A 14,006-nucleotide genomic window follows, 5' to 3' on the forward strand; every position below is an offset into this window, starting at 1 on the left:
CATGGAAAAGCTCTCCGGCTCCTGGCGCCGGGTGTTCGACAGGTTCTGGTTCGTGCCCGCCGTGTGCGTGCTCGCCGCCGTCGTCCTGGCCCAGTCCGCCGTGGCCGTCGACCGGTGGCTGCCCGAGGACCTGGACTCCCCGTGGATCGCGTGGCTCTACGCCGTCGGCATCGACGGGTCCCGGTCGATGCTCTCCGCGATCGGCGGGTCGATGCTCGGCGTGGCCGCGACCGCCTTCTCCATCACGATCTCCGTGATCGCCACGGCCAGCTCCACGTACGGTCCCCGGCTGGTGCGCAACTTCATGGCGGACCGCGGCAACCAGGTGGTGCTGGGCGTGCTGGTCTCCACCTTCATCTACACCCTGCTGGTCCTGCGCACGATCCGCTCGGCCTCCGACGACCTCGCGCAGCCGTTCGTCCCGCACCTGGCGGTCAACCTCGGGGTGCTGATGGCCGTCGCGGACGTCGCCCTGGTCGTCTACTTCATCCACCACATCGCGGACTCCGTGCAGGTGGACACCCTCGTCCACGGTGCGCGCCGGCACCTGCTGGACGTCATCGAGCGGTGGCACCCGGAGGAGACGCCGGAGGAGCTGGTCCGGACCGCGGGGCACCGCAGCGGTGGGGGCGAGGTCCGGGCGGACAGTGTGGGCTACGTCGTCAGCGTCGACCTCGAGCGGCTCCGGGACCACGCCGAGGCCGGTGACGTCGTCGTCGAGCTCGTCCCGCGGGTGGGCGACCACGTCCTGGCGGCGGAGCCGCTGTTCCGGGTGTGGCCCGAGCACCGGGCCGAGGAGCTCGCGGGCCGGCTGCGGCGCTGCGTGCGGGTGGGCGACTCCCGCTCGGCGCTCCAGGACGTCCGCTTCGCGGAGCAGCAGGTGGTGGAGCTCGCCGTGCGCGCCCTCTCCCCGAGCACCAACGACCCCTACACCGCGGTCAACGCCGTCGAGGAGGTCGCCTCCGGGATCGTCACTGCCGTGGCCCGCCCCCTCCCGGGGAACACGGTGGTGGTCGACGGCGTGCACCGGCTCCGCTACGGGACGGTGGGGGTCGAGGAGATCGTGGACATGCCGTTCGACCAGATCGGCCCGCACGCCACCGGGCACGTGAGCGTCCTGCTGGCCCTCGTGGACCTCGCCGCCCGCATCGAGGCGGCGAGCGTCCACCCGTCCGTGCGGAGGCAGGCCCACGAGCACGTCGGCGTCCTGCTCGACCGGTTCCGGGACAGCGCACCGCACCCCCGGGACCTCGCCCGGGTGGAGCGGCACGTCAGGCTGCGCTCGGCCGACTGAGCGGATCCGCTACCGGCGGAGCCGCGGGACCCGGCGCAGCAGCAGGCCCACGAGCACCGCGGTCCCGGCCAGCAGGGCGGCGCCGATCCCGGCGGACAGGTGCACGCCGGCCTCGAAGGCCGCGACGGACGAGGCCAGGAGCTCCCCGGAGGCGTCCGGGCCGAGGCCTGCGGCGACGTCGACCGCCCCGCCGAGGGTCTCGGACGCGGTGGCGGCCTGCTCGGGGTCCAGACCGGGCGGTAGGGCCATCCGGCGGGCGTAGGTCGCGGTCACGGCCGTGCCCAGGACGGCCACGCCGAGCCCGGCCCCCAGCTCGTAGGCGGTCTCCGAGATCGCCGAGGCGGCGCCGGCCTGCTCGGGGGCCACCTCGGTGAGGATCAGGTCCCCGGCGATCGTCTGGGCCGCGCCCGAGCCCAGCCCGATGACCATGAGGGCGACCACGAGCACGAGCCCGCCCGAGAGGTCGCCGAGCAGGACGAGCAGGAAGCCCGATGCCATGACCAGCAGCCCGCCGCCGAGCACGAGCGCCGGGGGCACGAAGCCGACCACGCGCACCACCAGCAGACCCGAGGCGATCGTGACGGCGGCGCCCGGCATGAGGGCCAGGCCCGCCTCCAGGGGCGGCATGCCCTCCACGAGCTGCAGGTGCTGGGAGACGAAGAAGAGGAAGCCGATGAAGGTGGTCGAGGCCACCAGGTTGTTGAGCAGCCCGCCGGTGAAGGGGGCATGGCGGAAGAGCCGCAGGTCCAGCATCGGCACCGGGCTGCGCAGCTGGCGGCGCACGAACAGCCCCCCGGCGGCCACGGCCACCACCGTGGCGGTCAGCACGCCGGCGGACGGGCCGTGCCCGCCGAGGTCCTTGATGCCGTGGACCAGCGCCACCATGGCGGTCATGATCAGCGCGGCGCTGGGCACGTCCACCGGGCCCGGCGCCGGGTTGCGGGACTCGGGCACCAGCACCGGCGCCAGGACCAGCAGGGGCAGCAGCACCGGGACCGCCAGGAGGAACACGGACCCCCACCAGAAGTGCTGGAGCAGGAAACCGCCCACCACCGGGCCCAGGATCCCGCCCGCCGAGAAGCCCGTGGCCCACACCGCGATGGCCGTGCGCCGCTGCGTCGCGTCGTGGAAGATGTTGCGCAGCAGGGACAGGGTGGCGGGCATCAGCATCGACCCGAAGAGGCCCAGCAGCGCCCGGGCGGCGACGAGCGACTCCCCGGTCGGGGCGAACGCGGCGAGCGCGGACACGGCCGCGAAGCCCGTGCTCCCCACCAGCAGCAGCCGGCGGCGGCCCACCCGGTCCCCGAGGGAGCCCATGGGCACGAGCAGCCCGGCCAGCACCAGCGGATAGGCGTCCACCATCCACAGCAGCTGCGTGCCGGTGGGGCCCAGCTCGCGGGAGATCTCCGGCAGCGCGAAGTTCAGGACCGTGTTGTCCACGGAGATCAGCAGCACCGGCAGCATCAGGACCACGAGGGCGGCCCACTCGCGGGCGCCGGCGCGGACCGGGACGTCGGGTGCCGGGGACAGCATGGCGGGGCGGGGCTCCTTCCGGGGCGCGGGGTGCGGGCCCCATCCTTCCAGAGCCGGCACCGTGCCCGGCCCGGACGGGCGGCGGCGGGCCGCACTAGACTGCTCGGGATGGCCCGCCGGACGGTCCCGTCCGGCCCGCAGCGACAATGATTGAGGTCCCCGATGGCCGAGCCGGTCCCCACAGGCACGACGTCCGACGACGCCCCCGGCGTCTCCGAGCAGTACGAGGCCGCCCGGGACCGCGTCCTGGAGCTGCGGGAGGACTACGACCGGGCCCGCGAGGAGTTCCGCTGGCCCCGGATGGAGCACTTCAACTTCGCCCTGGACTGGTTCGACCACGTCGCCCGGGACCCGGAGCGCGGGGCCCGGGACGCGTTGTGGATCGTCGAGGAGGACGGCACGGAGCTCCGGCGCACCTTCCGGGAGCTCGCCGAGTCCTCGGCCCGCACCGCGAACTGGCTGCGGGGCCTGGGGGTGCGGCGCGGCGACCGCGTCCTGCTCATGCTCGGCAACCAGCTCGAGCTGTGGGAGACCCAGCTCGCCGGCATGAAGCTGGGCGCGCCCCTGATCCCCACCGCCGTCATGATGCCGCCCGCCGACCTGCTGGACCGCGTGCAGCGGGGCAAGGTCTCGTGGGTCGTCACGGACACCGCCAACGCGCCCAAGTTCGCGGGCGTCGACGGCGACTACGAGCTCGTCGTCGTCGGCGCGGAGGTCGAGGGAGTGCGCGCGCAGCTGCCCGGCCGTCCCGTGCACCCGTACGCGGAGGCCGCGGCCGCGGACCCCGTCTTCGTCCCGGAGGGCGCCACGCGCTCCCGGGACCCCCTGCTGCTGTACTTCACCTCCGGCACCACGTCCCAGGCCAAGCTCGTGGAGCACACCCACTACTCGTACTCCTTCGGGCACCTGTCCACGGTCTACTGGATGGGCCTGCGCCCCGGGGACGTCCACCTGAACATCGCCTCCCCGGGCTGGGGCAAGCACTCGTGGTCCAACTTCTTCGCCCCGTGGATCGCGGAGGCCACCGTGTTCATCCACAACCAGGCCCGCTTCGACGCGGTCGGGCTCCTGGCGCAGATGGGCCGGGCCGGGGTCAGCAGCTTCTGCGCCCCGCCCACCGTGTGGCGGATGCTCATCCAGGCCGACCTGCACCGGGTGCAGGACCCGCCGACGTCCGCCGTCTCCGCCGGCGAACCGCTCAACCCCGAGGTGATCCGCAGGGTGCAGGACGCGTGGGGCGTGACCATCAGGGACGGCTACGGCCAGACGGAGACCACGCTGCAGATCGCCAACACCCCCGGGCAGCCGGTCGCGCCGGGGGCCATGGGCCGGCCTCTGCCGGGTTTCGTCGTCGACCTCTTCGACCCGCAGACGGGCGCGCCCGCCGAGGAGGGGGAGATCTGCCTGAAGGTCGACGACGACCCGCCCGGGATCATGGCGGGCTACATCGACGAACCCGAGCGCACGGCCGAGGTCGTCAAGGACGGCTGGTACCACACCCGCGACATCGCCCGCCGCGACGAGCACGGCGTCTACACGTACGTGGGCCGCACCGACGACGTCTTCAAGGCCTCCGACTACCGGATCTCCCCGTTCGAGCTGGAGTCCGTGCTCATCGAGCACCCCGCGGTGGCCGAGGCCGCCGTGGTCCCGGCGCCGGACCCGGTCCGGCACGCGGTGCCGAAGGCCTACCTGGTGCTCGCCGCCGGCGCCGAGCCCACCCGGGAGCTCGCGGGGGAGATCCTGCGCTTCGCCCGGGAGAACCTCGCTCCCTACAAGCGGGTGCGCCGGGTCGAGTTCACCGACCTGCCGAAGACGATCTCCGGCAAGATCCGCCGGGTGGTGCTGCGCGAGCGGGAGGCGGCGGCGGACCGCTCCGGCGCCGCGGCCCCCGGGGCCGACGGGTACGGCGTCGAGTACACGGAGGCCGACTTCCCGGGGCTGCGCGGCTGAGCGCCCGCGCACGGCGCCCCGCCACCGGACCGGGGTGCCGTGCCCGCAACGTGACGTAACGCACAGTGCCGGCCGTGCGCGCAACGGGGGACACCCCGCGTGCGGGGTGTCCCCACTTCGTGCCACGCCGGCCGCCGCGCAATACCGATCGGTAACGAGAGGTCGTGGTGGAACCTGGCGTTGACCAGTGCAAACACATGATTTTGCGTCGGTGTCCACCAAACCGTATGTGACTTCACGGGCCGTGACAGGTCACGGAAACCCTGCCACCATGGTGGCAATTGGTTCACCCGATGGGGCAGAACCAACCGATCCGCCGGGGGGCGGATCGACAGCGGTTCATCGGGGGATGGGCCGCACGCACGCAGGCATCGGGGGGTGCCGGTGCAGCCGGTTCATCGGGGGGTGAACCGAATGGGAGCACCGCTGGGGGGCGGTACTCCCGCCAGGCGAGTCTCTGCTCGCCACCGGCCGTCAGGCCGGTCGATGCGCCCGCTGCGGGGGCCATCCGTTCGACGGATGGGCAGCGGGCGCATCGCTCTGTCCGGGCCCCGTCGCCACTGCACGTCCTGACCTCCGGTGGGGCGGCGTCGGGGGGCCCTGGAAGACTGGGGCCATGACGACTTCCCCGGCCCACGACATCGCCGCCCACGACACCGCGACGGACCCGGTCCTGCACGAGGACGCGCTCCACCTGCTGCGCGCGCTCACCGGCCGGGCGGACGCCGCCTTCCACCCCGGGCAGTTCGAGGCGGTCGAGGCTCTCGTGGGGCGCGGCCGGCGGGCCCTGGTGGTGCAGCGGACCGGGTGGGGCAAGTCCGCGGTCTACTTCCTCTCCGCCCTGCTCCTGCGTGCCCGGGGGCGCGGGCCCACCCTGATCGTCTCCCCGCTGCTGGCCCTCATGCGGGACCAGGTCTCCGCCGCCGCCCGCGCGGGCGTTCGGGCGGCGGCCATCAACTCCGCCAACGCCACCGAGTGGGGGCAGATCGCCGCGCAGCTGGAGGCCGACGAGCTCGATGTCCTGCTGGTCTCCCCGGAGCGGCTCAACAACCCGGTGTTCCGGGAGCAGCAGCTGCCGCAGCTGGTCGCCCGGCTCGGGCTGCTCGTGGTGGACGAGGCGCACTGCATCTCCGACTGGGGCCACGACTTCCGCCCCGACTACCGGCGCATCCGCGACCTCATCGCCCGGCTCCCGGAGCAGGTCCCCGTCCTGGCCACGACCGCCACCGCGAACGAGCGCGTGGTCGCCGACGTCGAGGAGCAACTGGGCGTGCGTCCCGGCGGCAGCAGCACGGGGGAGGTCTTCACCCTCCGCGGCCCGCTGTCCCGGGCGTCCCTGCGCCTCGGCGTGCTGGACCTGCCCTCGGCCACGGCGCGCCTGGCGTGGCTGCTCGAGCACGTCGAGTCCCTCCCGGGCAGCGGGATCATCTACGCGCTGACCGTGGGGGCCGCCGAGGACACCGCCCAGGCGCTCGCCGACGCCGGGATCCCGGTGAGCGCCTACACCGGGCGCACCGACCAGGGCGAGCGCGAGGAGCTCGAGGCCGCCCTCAAGGAGAACCGGGTCAAGGCCCTCGTGGCCACCTCCGCGCTCGGCATGGGCTTCGACAAGCCGGATCTCGGCTTCGTGGTCCACCTGGGCGCGCCGTCCTCGCCCGTGGCCTACTACCAGCAGGTGGGCCGTGCGGGCCGCGCCACGGACAACGCGGACGTCCTGCTGCTGCCGGGCACCGAGGACCGCCGGATCTGGGAGTACTTCGCCACCTCGTCGATGCCCACCGAGCAGAAGGCCGCCGCCGTCCTGGGCGAGCTGGAGGCCGCGGGCGGAGCCCTGTCCGTGGCCGTGCTGGAGTCCCGCGTGGACGTCCGGCGCAGCCCGCTCGAGCTGCTCCTGAAGGTCCTCGCCGTCGAGGGCGCGGTGGAGCGCGTGCAGGGCGGCTGGCAGAGCACGGGCGTGCCGTGGCGCTACGACGCCGAGCGCTACGGCCGGATCGCCGCGGCACGGGTGGCCGAGCAGGACGCCATGCTCGAGTACGAGCGCACCACCGGGTGCCGCATGGAGTTCCTCGCCCGGCAGCTCGACGACGCCACCGCCGAGGCCTGCGGGCGCTGCGACAGCTGCGCCGGCCCCTGGTACCCCACGACCGTCGACGAGTCCGCCACCGACACCGCCGGGGCCGCCCTGACCCGCGTGGGCGTCGTGGTGGAGCCGCGCGCCCAGTGGCCCACCGGGATGCCGCGCCTCGGGGTCGAGGTCAAGGGCCGCATCCCGGAGCAGGAGCGCTGCGCCGAGGGGCGGGCGCTGGCCCGGCTCACGGACCTCGGCTGGGGCAACCGGCTGCGCGAGGTGTTCCGCACCGACGAGGAGGGCGCGCCGGTCGACGGGCCGGTGGACCCCGCCCTCGGCCGGGCGTGCGTCCAGGTGCTCGCCGAGTGGCGCTGGGCGGACCGGCCCGCGGCCGTCGTCTCGGTCCCGTCCCGCTCGCGTCCCCGGCTCGTGCGCTCCCTGGCGGAGGGCATGGCCGAGGTCGGGCACCTGCCCTATCTGGGGGAGCTCGACGTCCCCGAGGGCTTCCCGTCCGGCGGGCACGGCGGCAACAGCGCGTACCGCCTCGCGGCCCTGTGGGAGAAGTTCCGGGTGCCGCCCGAGCTCGCGGAGGGGCTGGACCGGCTGGGCGGGCGCCCGGTACTGCTGGTCGACGACCTCGTGGACAGCCGCTGGACGCTCGCCGTGGCCGCCCGCGCGCTGCGCCGGGCCGGTTCCGGACCCGTGCTGCCGTTCGTCCTGGCCTCCCAGGGCTGACGCGCGGACCGCGCCGGGCGGCCCGGCCCGGCGCGGTCTTGTACGCTGGCCTGCGTGTCCCCTGCCCCCACGCCGCTCGTCGACGTCATCATCCCGGTGCACACCACCGCCCGGCCCGTGGACCGGGCCGTCGGCTCCGTGCTGGCCGGGGGGCTCCCGGTCGGCGACCACGGCGGGGTGCACATCACGGTGGTGTGCCACAACGTCGAGGCCGCACTGATCCGCGACCGCCTCGCCGCGGAGCACCGTCCGCTCGTCGAGCTCGTGGAGTGCTTCGACGGCACCGGCAACCCGGCCGGGCCCCGCAACCTGGCCCTCGAGCGCTCCCGCGCCCGGTACGTGTCCTTCGTGGACAGCGACGACACCCTCGCCCCCGGGGCCCTCGCGGCCTGGACGGCGACCGCCGAACGCCACGGCTCCGCGGCGGTGCTCCCGCGCCTGGTCAAGGACTCCGGTCGGCCGGTGCGCACCCCCGTGCCGCGGCCCTTCCGCCGCGCGGACCTCGACCCGGTCAAGGACCGGCTCGCCTACCGCACCCACGTCTTCGGGCTGCTCCGCCGGGAGCTCCTGGTGGACCGCGGGGTCCGCTTCAACGGCCGGTACGCCACCGGGGAGGACCAGGAGCTGGTGGCCCGAGCCTGGTTCGGCGACGGGCGGGTCGACCTCGCGCCCCGCGGCGCCGGCTACCTCCTGCGGGAGGGTGCCGCCGACCGGATCAGTGCCGAGCCGCGGCCCCTGACGGACGACCTCGCCGCGGCGACCGACCTGCTCGGCGGCTCCTGGTACGCCGGGCTGGCCGTGGAGCAGCGGACGGCGATCGCCGCCAAGATCCTCCGGGTCCAGGTCTTCGGCGCGGTCCGCGGCCGGACCGCCGCCGGACGGTGGTCCCCGGAGGACGCGCACCAGGTGGGCAGCCTGCTCGACCTGGTCACGTCGCGCGCACCCCGGGCGCTCACCGTGCTGTCCTGCGCGGACCGGGAGGTCCTGGACCTCGTCGTCCGGCCGGGGGCGACGGCGGAGGCCATCCTCCGGGTGGACAACGCCCGTCGCCGCTTCGGCTGGCCCACCACCCTGCTCACCCGGGACCCGCGCAGGGTCCTGCACCGCGAGGCCCCCCTGCGGTTCATGGTCGCGTCCCTGCTGATGTGACCGTGCGGCGCCGCCGTTCGGTGGAACAATGGTGCCGAGCCAGTCGTCCGACCCCCCGCCCGACGAGAGAACTCCATGAGCCGTCTCCTCCCCGCCGACCCTTCCCCCGGGGTCGCGAGCAGCACCGCGCCCCCGGCGGGCACGGCCGCCCCCGCCCACCGCTTCCGCCCCGAGGTCCAGGGGCTGCGCACCGTGGCCGTCCTCCTGGTCGCCGTCTACCACGTGTGGATCGGCGGGGTCTCGGGCGGAGTGGACGTCTTCCTGTTCATCTCGGCGTTCCTCATGACGCTCTCCTTCGTCCGGCGGCTCGAGGCCGGGAAGGGGCCGCAGCTGGGCCGCTACTGGACCAGGACGTTCTCGCGGCTGCTGCCTCCCGTGGTCGTCACGGTGCTGGGCACCCTCGTCGTGGTGCGGATGCTCTTCCCGTCCGACCGGTGGTACGCCGCGATCGAGGAGGCGGCGGCCACGGTGCTGTACTCCCAGAACTGGGTGCTCGCGTTCAACGCGGTCGACTACTACGCCGCGGACACCTCCCGGGCCAGCCCGTTCCAGCACTTCTGGTCCCTGTCCGTGCAGGGCCAGGTGTTCCTGCTGTGGCCCCTGCTCCTCGCCCTGTGCGGACTGGTCGCCCGGCGCACCCGGTGGTCCGTCGCCACGGCGGCCACCGGCGTGTTCGGCGCCGTGTTCCTCGCCTCCTTCGCCTTCTCGGTGGTCTCCACGGGCAACGAGCAGGCCTTCGCCTACTTCGACACCCGTGCCCGGCTGTGGGAGTTCGCCCTCGGGTCCCTGCTGGCCCTGGCCGTGCTGCGCGGCGTCACCCTGCCGGGCGCGCTGCGCCTCGTCCTGGGCTGGACCGGGCTCGTGGCCATCGCCGTGTGCGGGCTAGTCCTCGACGTCCAGGGCTCCTTCCCGGGCTGGGCCGCCCTGTGGCCGCTGACCGGGGCGGCGCTGGTGATCCTCGCCGGGCACACCGGTGACCCCCGCGGGGCCGACGCCCTGCTCAGCCGCCGGCCCCTGCTGGTCCTGGGCGAGGCGTCCTACGCCGTCTACCTGGTGCACTGGCCCGTGCTCGTCACCTACCTGGTGGTCACGGACCGCGCCAAGGCCACGCTGCTGCACGGGCTGCTCATCCTCCTGGGCAGCATCGTCCTGGGCGTCCTGGTGCACCGGCTCGTCGAACGGCCCCTGCGGCCCCGCACCGGCGCCCGCGCCGGCAGGCACCAGCTCGGGCTCGTGGTGCTGTGCGCGGCCCTCGTGCTGGTCCCCGTCTCCGGGGCGCGGGTGGTCCTGGACCGGCACGCCCAGGAGGCCGCGGAGCAGGCCGTCCTCGAGAACCCGGGGGCCGCGGTGCTGACCGGGGACCTCGCCTGGGATCGGGACCCGCAGGTGCCCACGATCCCGAACCCGCTGGTCCGCGAGGGGCAGTGGTCGGAGCTGCCGGAGTCCTGCGACGCCGCGACGGAGGAGTGGTTCGACGGCTACAAGGTGGCCTGCTCGACCCTGCCGGTCGACCCGGACGCCGAGGTCGACGCCATGGTGGTCGGCAACTCCCACGCCGAGCAGTGGCTGCCGGCGTTCCAGCGCGTCGCCGAGGACCGCGGCTGGAACCTGGTCTCCGTCATCCGGGGCGCCTGCCGGTTCCAGCCCGTGGAGACCACCGACAACACCGAGTGCCGGGAACTGATCGGGCTCACCGACCAGTACATCGAGGACCACGGGATCGACGTCGTGCTCACCACGTCCACCGTCACCGCCGACGAGGGGCCCGGCGAGCAGATCGCCCCCGGGTTCTCGCAGCTCCTGGACGACCTCGACGAGCGGGGCATCACGGTGGTCGGGATCCGGGACAACCCGCGGTTCTCCTTCAACATGGTCACCTGCATCGACCAGGACGGCCCGGACGCCGAGCGCTGCAACCCGCCGCGGGCGCAGAAGCTCGCCCCGCAGAACCCGGCCGACGCCCTGACGGGGTGGCACGGGAACTTCGTCAGCGTCGACATGAGCGACTGGATCTGTCCCGACGGCACGTGCTCGTCCCGGATCGGCAACCGCTGGGTCTACATGGACGACAACCACATGCCCCGCGACTACGTGGTCACGATGGTCCCGGCCTTCGCCGAGCAGTTCGACCAGCAGTTCGGGCAGCGGGCCCGGCCGCTGGCCGCGGGGTGAGCCGGAGCCGGCTCAGCGACGGAGCCGGGCGCCCACGGCGCGCAGCGCGGGCCGCAGGTCCCGGGCGCTGAGCCCGCCCCAGACGGCGAGGAACACGGCGGTCGCCCCGAGCGCCGGCAGCACCCTGAAGTCGGGGCCGAGCAGGTCGAGCGCGACCAGGATCATCGCGTAGCCGGCCACGATCCGCAGCAGGACCGTGCCCCACCGCATCCGGTCGAGCCGCCAGACCACGAGCAGCGGCAGCAGCGCGCTCAGCAGCGAGCCCGCGAGGTAGCCGACCGCGGAGGCCATGATCCCGAGCTCCGGGCCCAGCAGGAGCATCGTGACCACGCCCAGCACCAGGCCGAGCCCGTTGGCGGCGGCGAGCACCTTGACCCCCCAGGCCTCGGTGCCGTTGAGCCGGGCGTTCGCGGCGTTGAAGCTGGTCGCCGAGACGGCCAGGAACAGCACGACCAGCAGCGGCTCGGCGTTCACGAACTCGGGGTCCCCGAAATAGACCAGCCGGAGGACGGGCTCCGCCCACAGGACCCCCACGCCGAAGACCGGCAGGAACACCGTGACCATGGTGCGCAGGATCGTGTCCACCTGGCGGGTCAGGCCCGCGGTGTCCCCCGCGGCGTGCATGCGGGCCACGCTCGGGGACAGCGCGGTGAGCATGGCCCCGGACAGCATGCTGGCGGGGGTCGCGAGGGACACCGCGGCGGCGTAGAGACCGACCTCGGCCTTCGTGGCGAAGCTGTCGCCGATCACCAGGGACAGCTGCATCAGGCCGCTCGCCGCCAGCAGGTGGGCCGAACCCCAGGCGGTGAAGACCAGGATCTCCCGGCGCAGCGCCGGGTCGAGGCGCGCCCCGGTGCGGCGCGGCCAGGAGGGCAGCGCGTAGACCGAGTAGCCGAGGATCAGGGGCAGCAGCAGGACCCAGTGCCAGCCGGCGAGCAGGACCAGCAGCAGCAGGGTGAGGGTGAGGAACGAGCTGATGGTGTCCCACGCCGTCGTCGTCACGAACTGGTTGTTGCCCGTGCGGACGCCGCGCACGAAGTTGTAGGCCGACAGGGAGAGCACGAGCAGGCCCGCCGAGACCGCGAAGCCCCACGAGAGCTCGAGCGCGAACGCGGCGTAGAGCACCGCCGAGACCGACAGCAGCGCCATGCCCGCGGACGCGCTGGTCGCGGTGAAGGAGGCCGTCGCCGCCTGCCCCTCGGGGTCCTGGCGGCCCCGGGCCATCGCGATGAACTTGGCGGCCCCCGTGCCCGAGGCCTGGGGCCACAGCAGCACGAGGAACAGGGCCAGCGAGATGGTCAGGTTGACCTCGGCGAGGGCCTCCTGCCCCAGCAGATTGCCCACCAGGACGCTGTAGCCGAAGCGGGACAGCCCCTGGACGAACACGGCCACCACGGTCAGCGCGAACGCCGACCCCAGGGGGTTGTCGGTGTTCGCGTGGTTGGGCGGCGGGAAGAGGATCGAGCGCAGCCGGGACATCAGGCGGCCGACCCGGGGGCTGGGCTGGTCATCGCGCCCGAGTCTACTCGCGCCCGGGCGCCGTCCGGGGACCGCCCCGGGCGCGGCCCGCCGCTAGGGTGGCACCATGATCGCCGCCCCCACCTCGTTCAGCACCGTCCCCAGCACCCCGTTCAGCGCCCCGTTCGGCGCCGCGCCCGACGACGCCCCCGACCGCACCGGCGCCGGGAAGGGCTGAGCGCTGTGCGCGTGCTCGTCGTCAGCACCTGGTACCCGTCCGCGGAGCGGCCCGGGGAGACGCCCTTCGTCCCCCGGCACGTCCGCGCCGCCGCACGCCACCACGACGTCCGGGTGCTGCACCTGCGGCTGCTGCGCACCGGGCCGGCCGTCCAGGACCGGTGGGACGGGGTGCCGGTGCTCCGGCTCCCGTTCGACCCGCGGCACCCGGTCACGCTGCTGCGGGCGTACGCCGCGCTCCGCCGCCACCTGGCCGGCGCCGACGTCCTGCACACCATGCCCTTCTCGGCCGCGCTCGTCTGCCTGCCCCTCGCGGGGCGCCGTCCGTGGGTGCACACGGAGCACTGGAACGGCGTGCTCACCCCCGAGCAGAACGGGCCCGTGTGGCGGCGGTTCGCCGGGAGCCGCCGGATCCTGCGCGTCCCGGACCGCGTCACCGGCGTGAGCACCATGATGTGCGACGTGCTGCGCCGCTTCGCGCCGGCCGACAGGGTCGAGCGGATCGGCAACGTGGTCGACCACGCCGAGCACGTCACGGACCCGCCGCGGGGGAGCACCCTCGAACTCGTCGCGGTCGGCGCCCTGCGCGACATCAAGGACCCCCTCCTGGCGGTCGACACCGTGGCGTGGCTGCGCGACGCCGGCCACGACGTCCGCCTCACCTGGTGCGGCTCCGGCGGACTCGAGCAGGAGGTCCGGGACCGCGCGCGCCGGCTCGGGGTCGGGGAGCGCGTGCGGCTCCTGGGCAACGTCGGCGCGGACGAGGTGCAGCGGCGCCTGGCCGCCGCCGACGTGTTCCTGCTGCCCAGCCGTTCGGAGACGTTCTGCGTGGCGGCGGCCGAGGCCCTCGCCGCGGGCCGTCCGGTGGTCATGGGCGCCCTCGGCGGGCAGCGGGACTTCGTGCACCCGGGCAACGGGCGCCTCGTGGCCGAGCGCACCGCCGAGGCCTTCGGCGGTGCCGTGCTCGACGTCGTGGCGGATCCCGGACTGCTCGGCCCGGAGGCCATGGCGGAGGAGATCCGCTCCGTCTACGGGTCCGAGCGGATCGCCGCGGACCTCGACCGGCTCTACCGCTCCGTGCTCGCCGGGCGGCACGGGCGCCGTCGGCTTTGACCCCGTGCCCGGTCCTCCCTTAAGCTGGCCTGTGTTGTCCACCCGCGTGGTGGGCCACGGATGGAGACGTGCCAGAGCGGCCGAATGGACTTCACTGCTAATGAAGGGTCGGGGTTAAACTCGACCGGGGGTTCAAATCCCCCCGTCTCCGCGCTCGTGATGTCCCCGGACATCGCTGACACCCCGGACCCTCGGTCCGGGGTGTCTCGCGTTCCGGGTCCCGCGCCGCCCGTCATCTGCGGCCGCCCCCGTGACCGGGCACCGGCGGCTTCCTAGACTGGGGGCCAGTGCGCC

8 protein-coding genes and 1 tRNA gene are annotated in these 14,006 nt (G+C 74.3%); 7 read left to right on the plus strand and 2 right to left on the minus strand.

Annotation, left to right across the window (positions count from 1 at the left end):
* Position 1: 1 nt before the first annotated feature.
* Positions 2-1,294, plus strand: coding sequence for a DUF2254 domain-containing protein (locus tag ACFYE3_RS13435; protein ID WP_387609959.1), 1,293 nt, complete (start codon positions 2-4; stop codon positions 1,292-1,294).
* A gap of 9 nt (positions 1,295-1,303) precedes the next feature.
* On the opposite strand, the gene ACFYE3_RS13440 is transcribed toward ACFYE3_RS13435, so the two are convergent.
* Positions 1,304-2,827: an MFS transporter gene (locus ACFYE3_RS13440; protein WP_387609960.1), complete on the minus strand. Its 1,524-nt coding sequence runs from the start codon at positions 2,825-2,827 to the stop codon at positions 1,304-1,306.
* A 162-nt stretch (positions 2,828-2,989) separates the two neighbouring features.
* Between ACFYE3_RS13440 and ACFYE3_RS13445 the strand changes: the two genes are divergently transcribed.
* The 4 genes from ACFYE3_RS13445 (at position 2,990) to ACFYE3_RS13460 (ending at position 10,904) form a co-directional block, all read left to right on the plus strand.
* Entirely contained in the window at positions 2,990-4,780 is a 1,791-nt protein-coding gene (locus ACFYE3_RS13445) for an AMP-binding protein (RefSeq protein ID WP_387609962.1), read from the plus strand.
* Between the two features lie 616 nt (positions 4,781-5,396).
* Positions 5,397-7,583: a RecQ family ATP-dependent DNA helicase gene (locus ACFYE3_RS13450; RefSeq protein WP_387609964.1), complete on the plus strand. Its 2,187-nt coding sequence runs from the start codon at positions 5,397-5,399 to the stop codon at positions 7,581-7,583.
* Between the two features lie 54 nt (positions 7,584-7,637).
* Complete coding sequence (locus tag ACFYE3_RS13455) at positions 7,638-8,732, plus strand: glycosyltransferase family 2 protein (protein WP_387609966.1); 1,095 nt, start codon at positions 7,638-7,640, stop codon at positions 8,730-8,732.
* 75 nt (positions 8,733-8,807) lie between these two features.
* Positions 8,808-10,904 carry an acyltransferase family protein gene (locus ACFYE3_RS13460; protein ID WP_387609967.1) on the plus strand — a complete coding sequence of 699 codons (2,097 nt, stop codon included), beginning with the start codon at positions 8,808-8,810 and terminating at the stop codon, positions 10,902-10,904.
* A 12-nt stretch (positions 10,905-10,916) separates the two neighbouring features.
* On the opposite strand, the gene ACFYE3_RS13465 is transcribed toward ACFYE3_RS13460, so the two are convergent.
* Positions 10,917-12,383: a lipopolysaccharide biosynthesis protein gene (locus tag ACFYE3_RS13465; RefSeq protein WP_387609968.1), complete on the minus strand. Its 1,467-nt coding sequence runs from the start codon at positions 12,381-12,383 to the stop codon at positions 10,917-10,919.
* 228 nt (positions 12,384-12,611) lie between these two features.
* On the opposite strand from ACFYE3_RS13465, the gene ACFYE3_RS13470 reads away from it, so the two are divergent.
* Together ACFYE3_RS13470 and ACFYE3_RS13475 are read left to right on the plus strand one after the other, a co-directional pair.
* Complete coding sequence (locus ACFYE3_RS13470) at positions 12,612-13,712, plus strand: glycosyltransferase (protein ID WP_387806133.1); 1,101 nt, start codon at positions 12,612-12,614, stop codon at positions 13,710-13,712.
* A 62-nt stretch (positions 13,713-13,774) separates the two neighbouring features.
* Positions 13,775-13,863 (plus strand) — tRNA-Ser (locus tag ACFYE3_RS13475).
* Positions 13,864-14,006: the final 143 nt, after the last annotated feature.

This window comes from Kocuria arenosa (assembly GCF_042879215.1).
GTDB lineage: Bacteria > Actinomycetota > Actinomycetes > Actinomycetales > Micrococcaceae > Kocuria > Kocuria arenosa.

Coding starts and splice junctions, on each gene's coding strand:
- ACFYE3_RS13440 (WP_387609960.1), bottom strand. CDS start 2,827: ATGCTGTCCCCGGCACCCGACGTCCCGGTCCGCGCCGGCGCCCGCGAG.
- ACFYE3_RS13460 (WP_387609967.1), top strand. CDS start 8,808: ATGAGCCGTCTCCTCCCCGCCGACCCTTCCCCCGGGGTCGCGAGCAGC.
- ACFYE3_RS13450 (WP_387609964.1), top strand. CDS start 5,397: ATGACGACTTCCCCGGCCCACGACATCGCCGCCCACGACACCGCGACG.
- ACFYE3_RS13435 (WP_387609959.1), top strand. CDS start 2: ATGGAAAAGCTCTCCGGCTCCTGGCGCCGGGTGTTCGACAGGTTCTGG.
- ACFYE3_RS13465 (WP_387609968.1), bottom strand. CDS start 12,383: ATGTCCCGGCTGCGCTCGATCCTCTTCCCGCCGCCCAACCACGCGAAC.
- ACFYE3_RS13445 (WP_387609962.1), top strand. CDS start 2,990: ATGGCCGAGCCGGTCCCCACAGGCACGACGTCCGACGACGCCCCCGGC.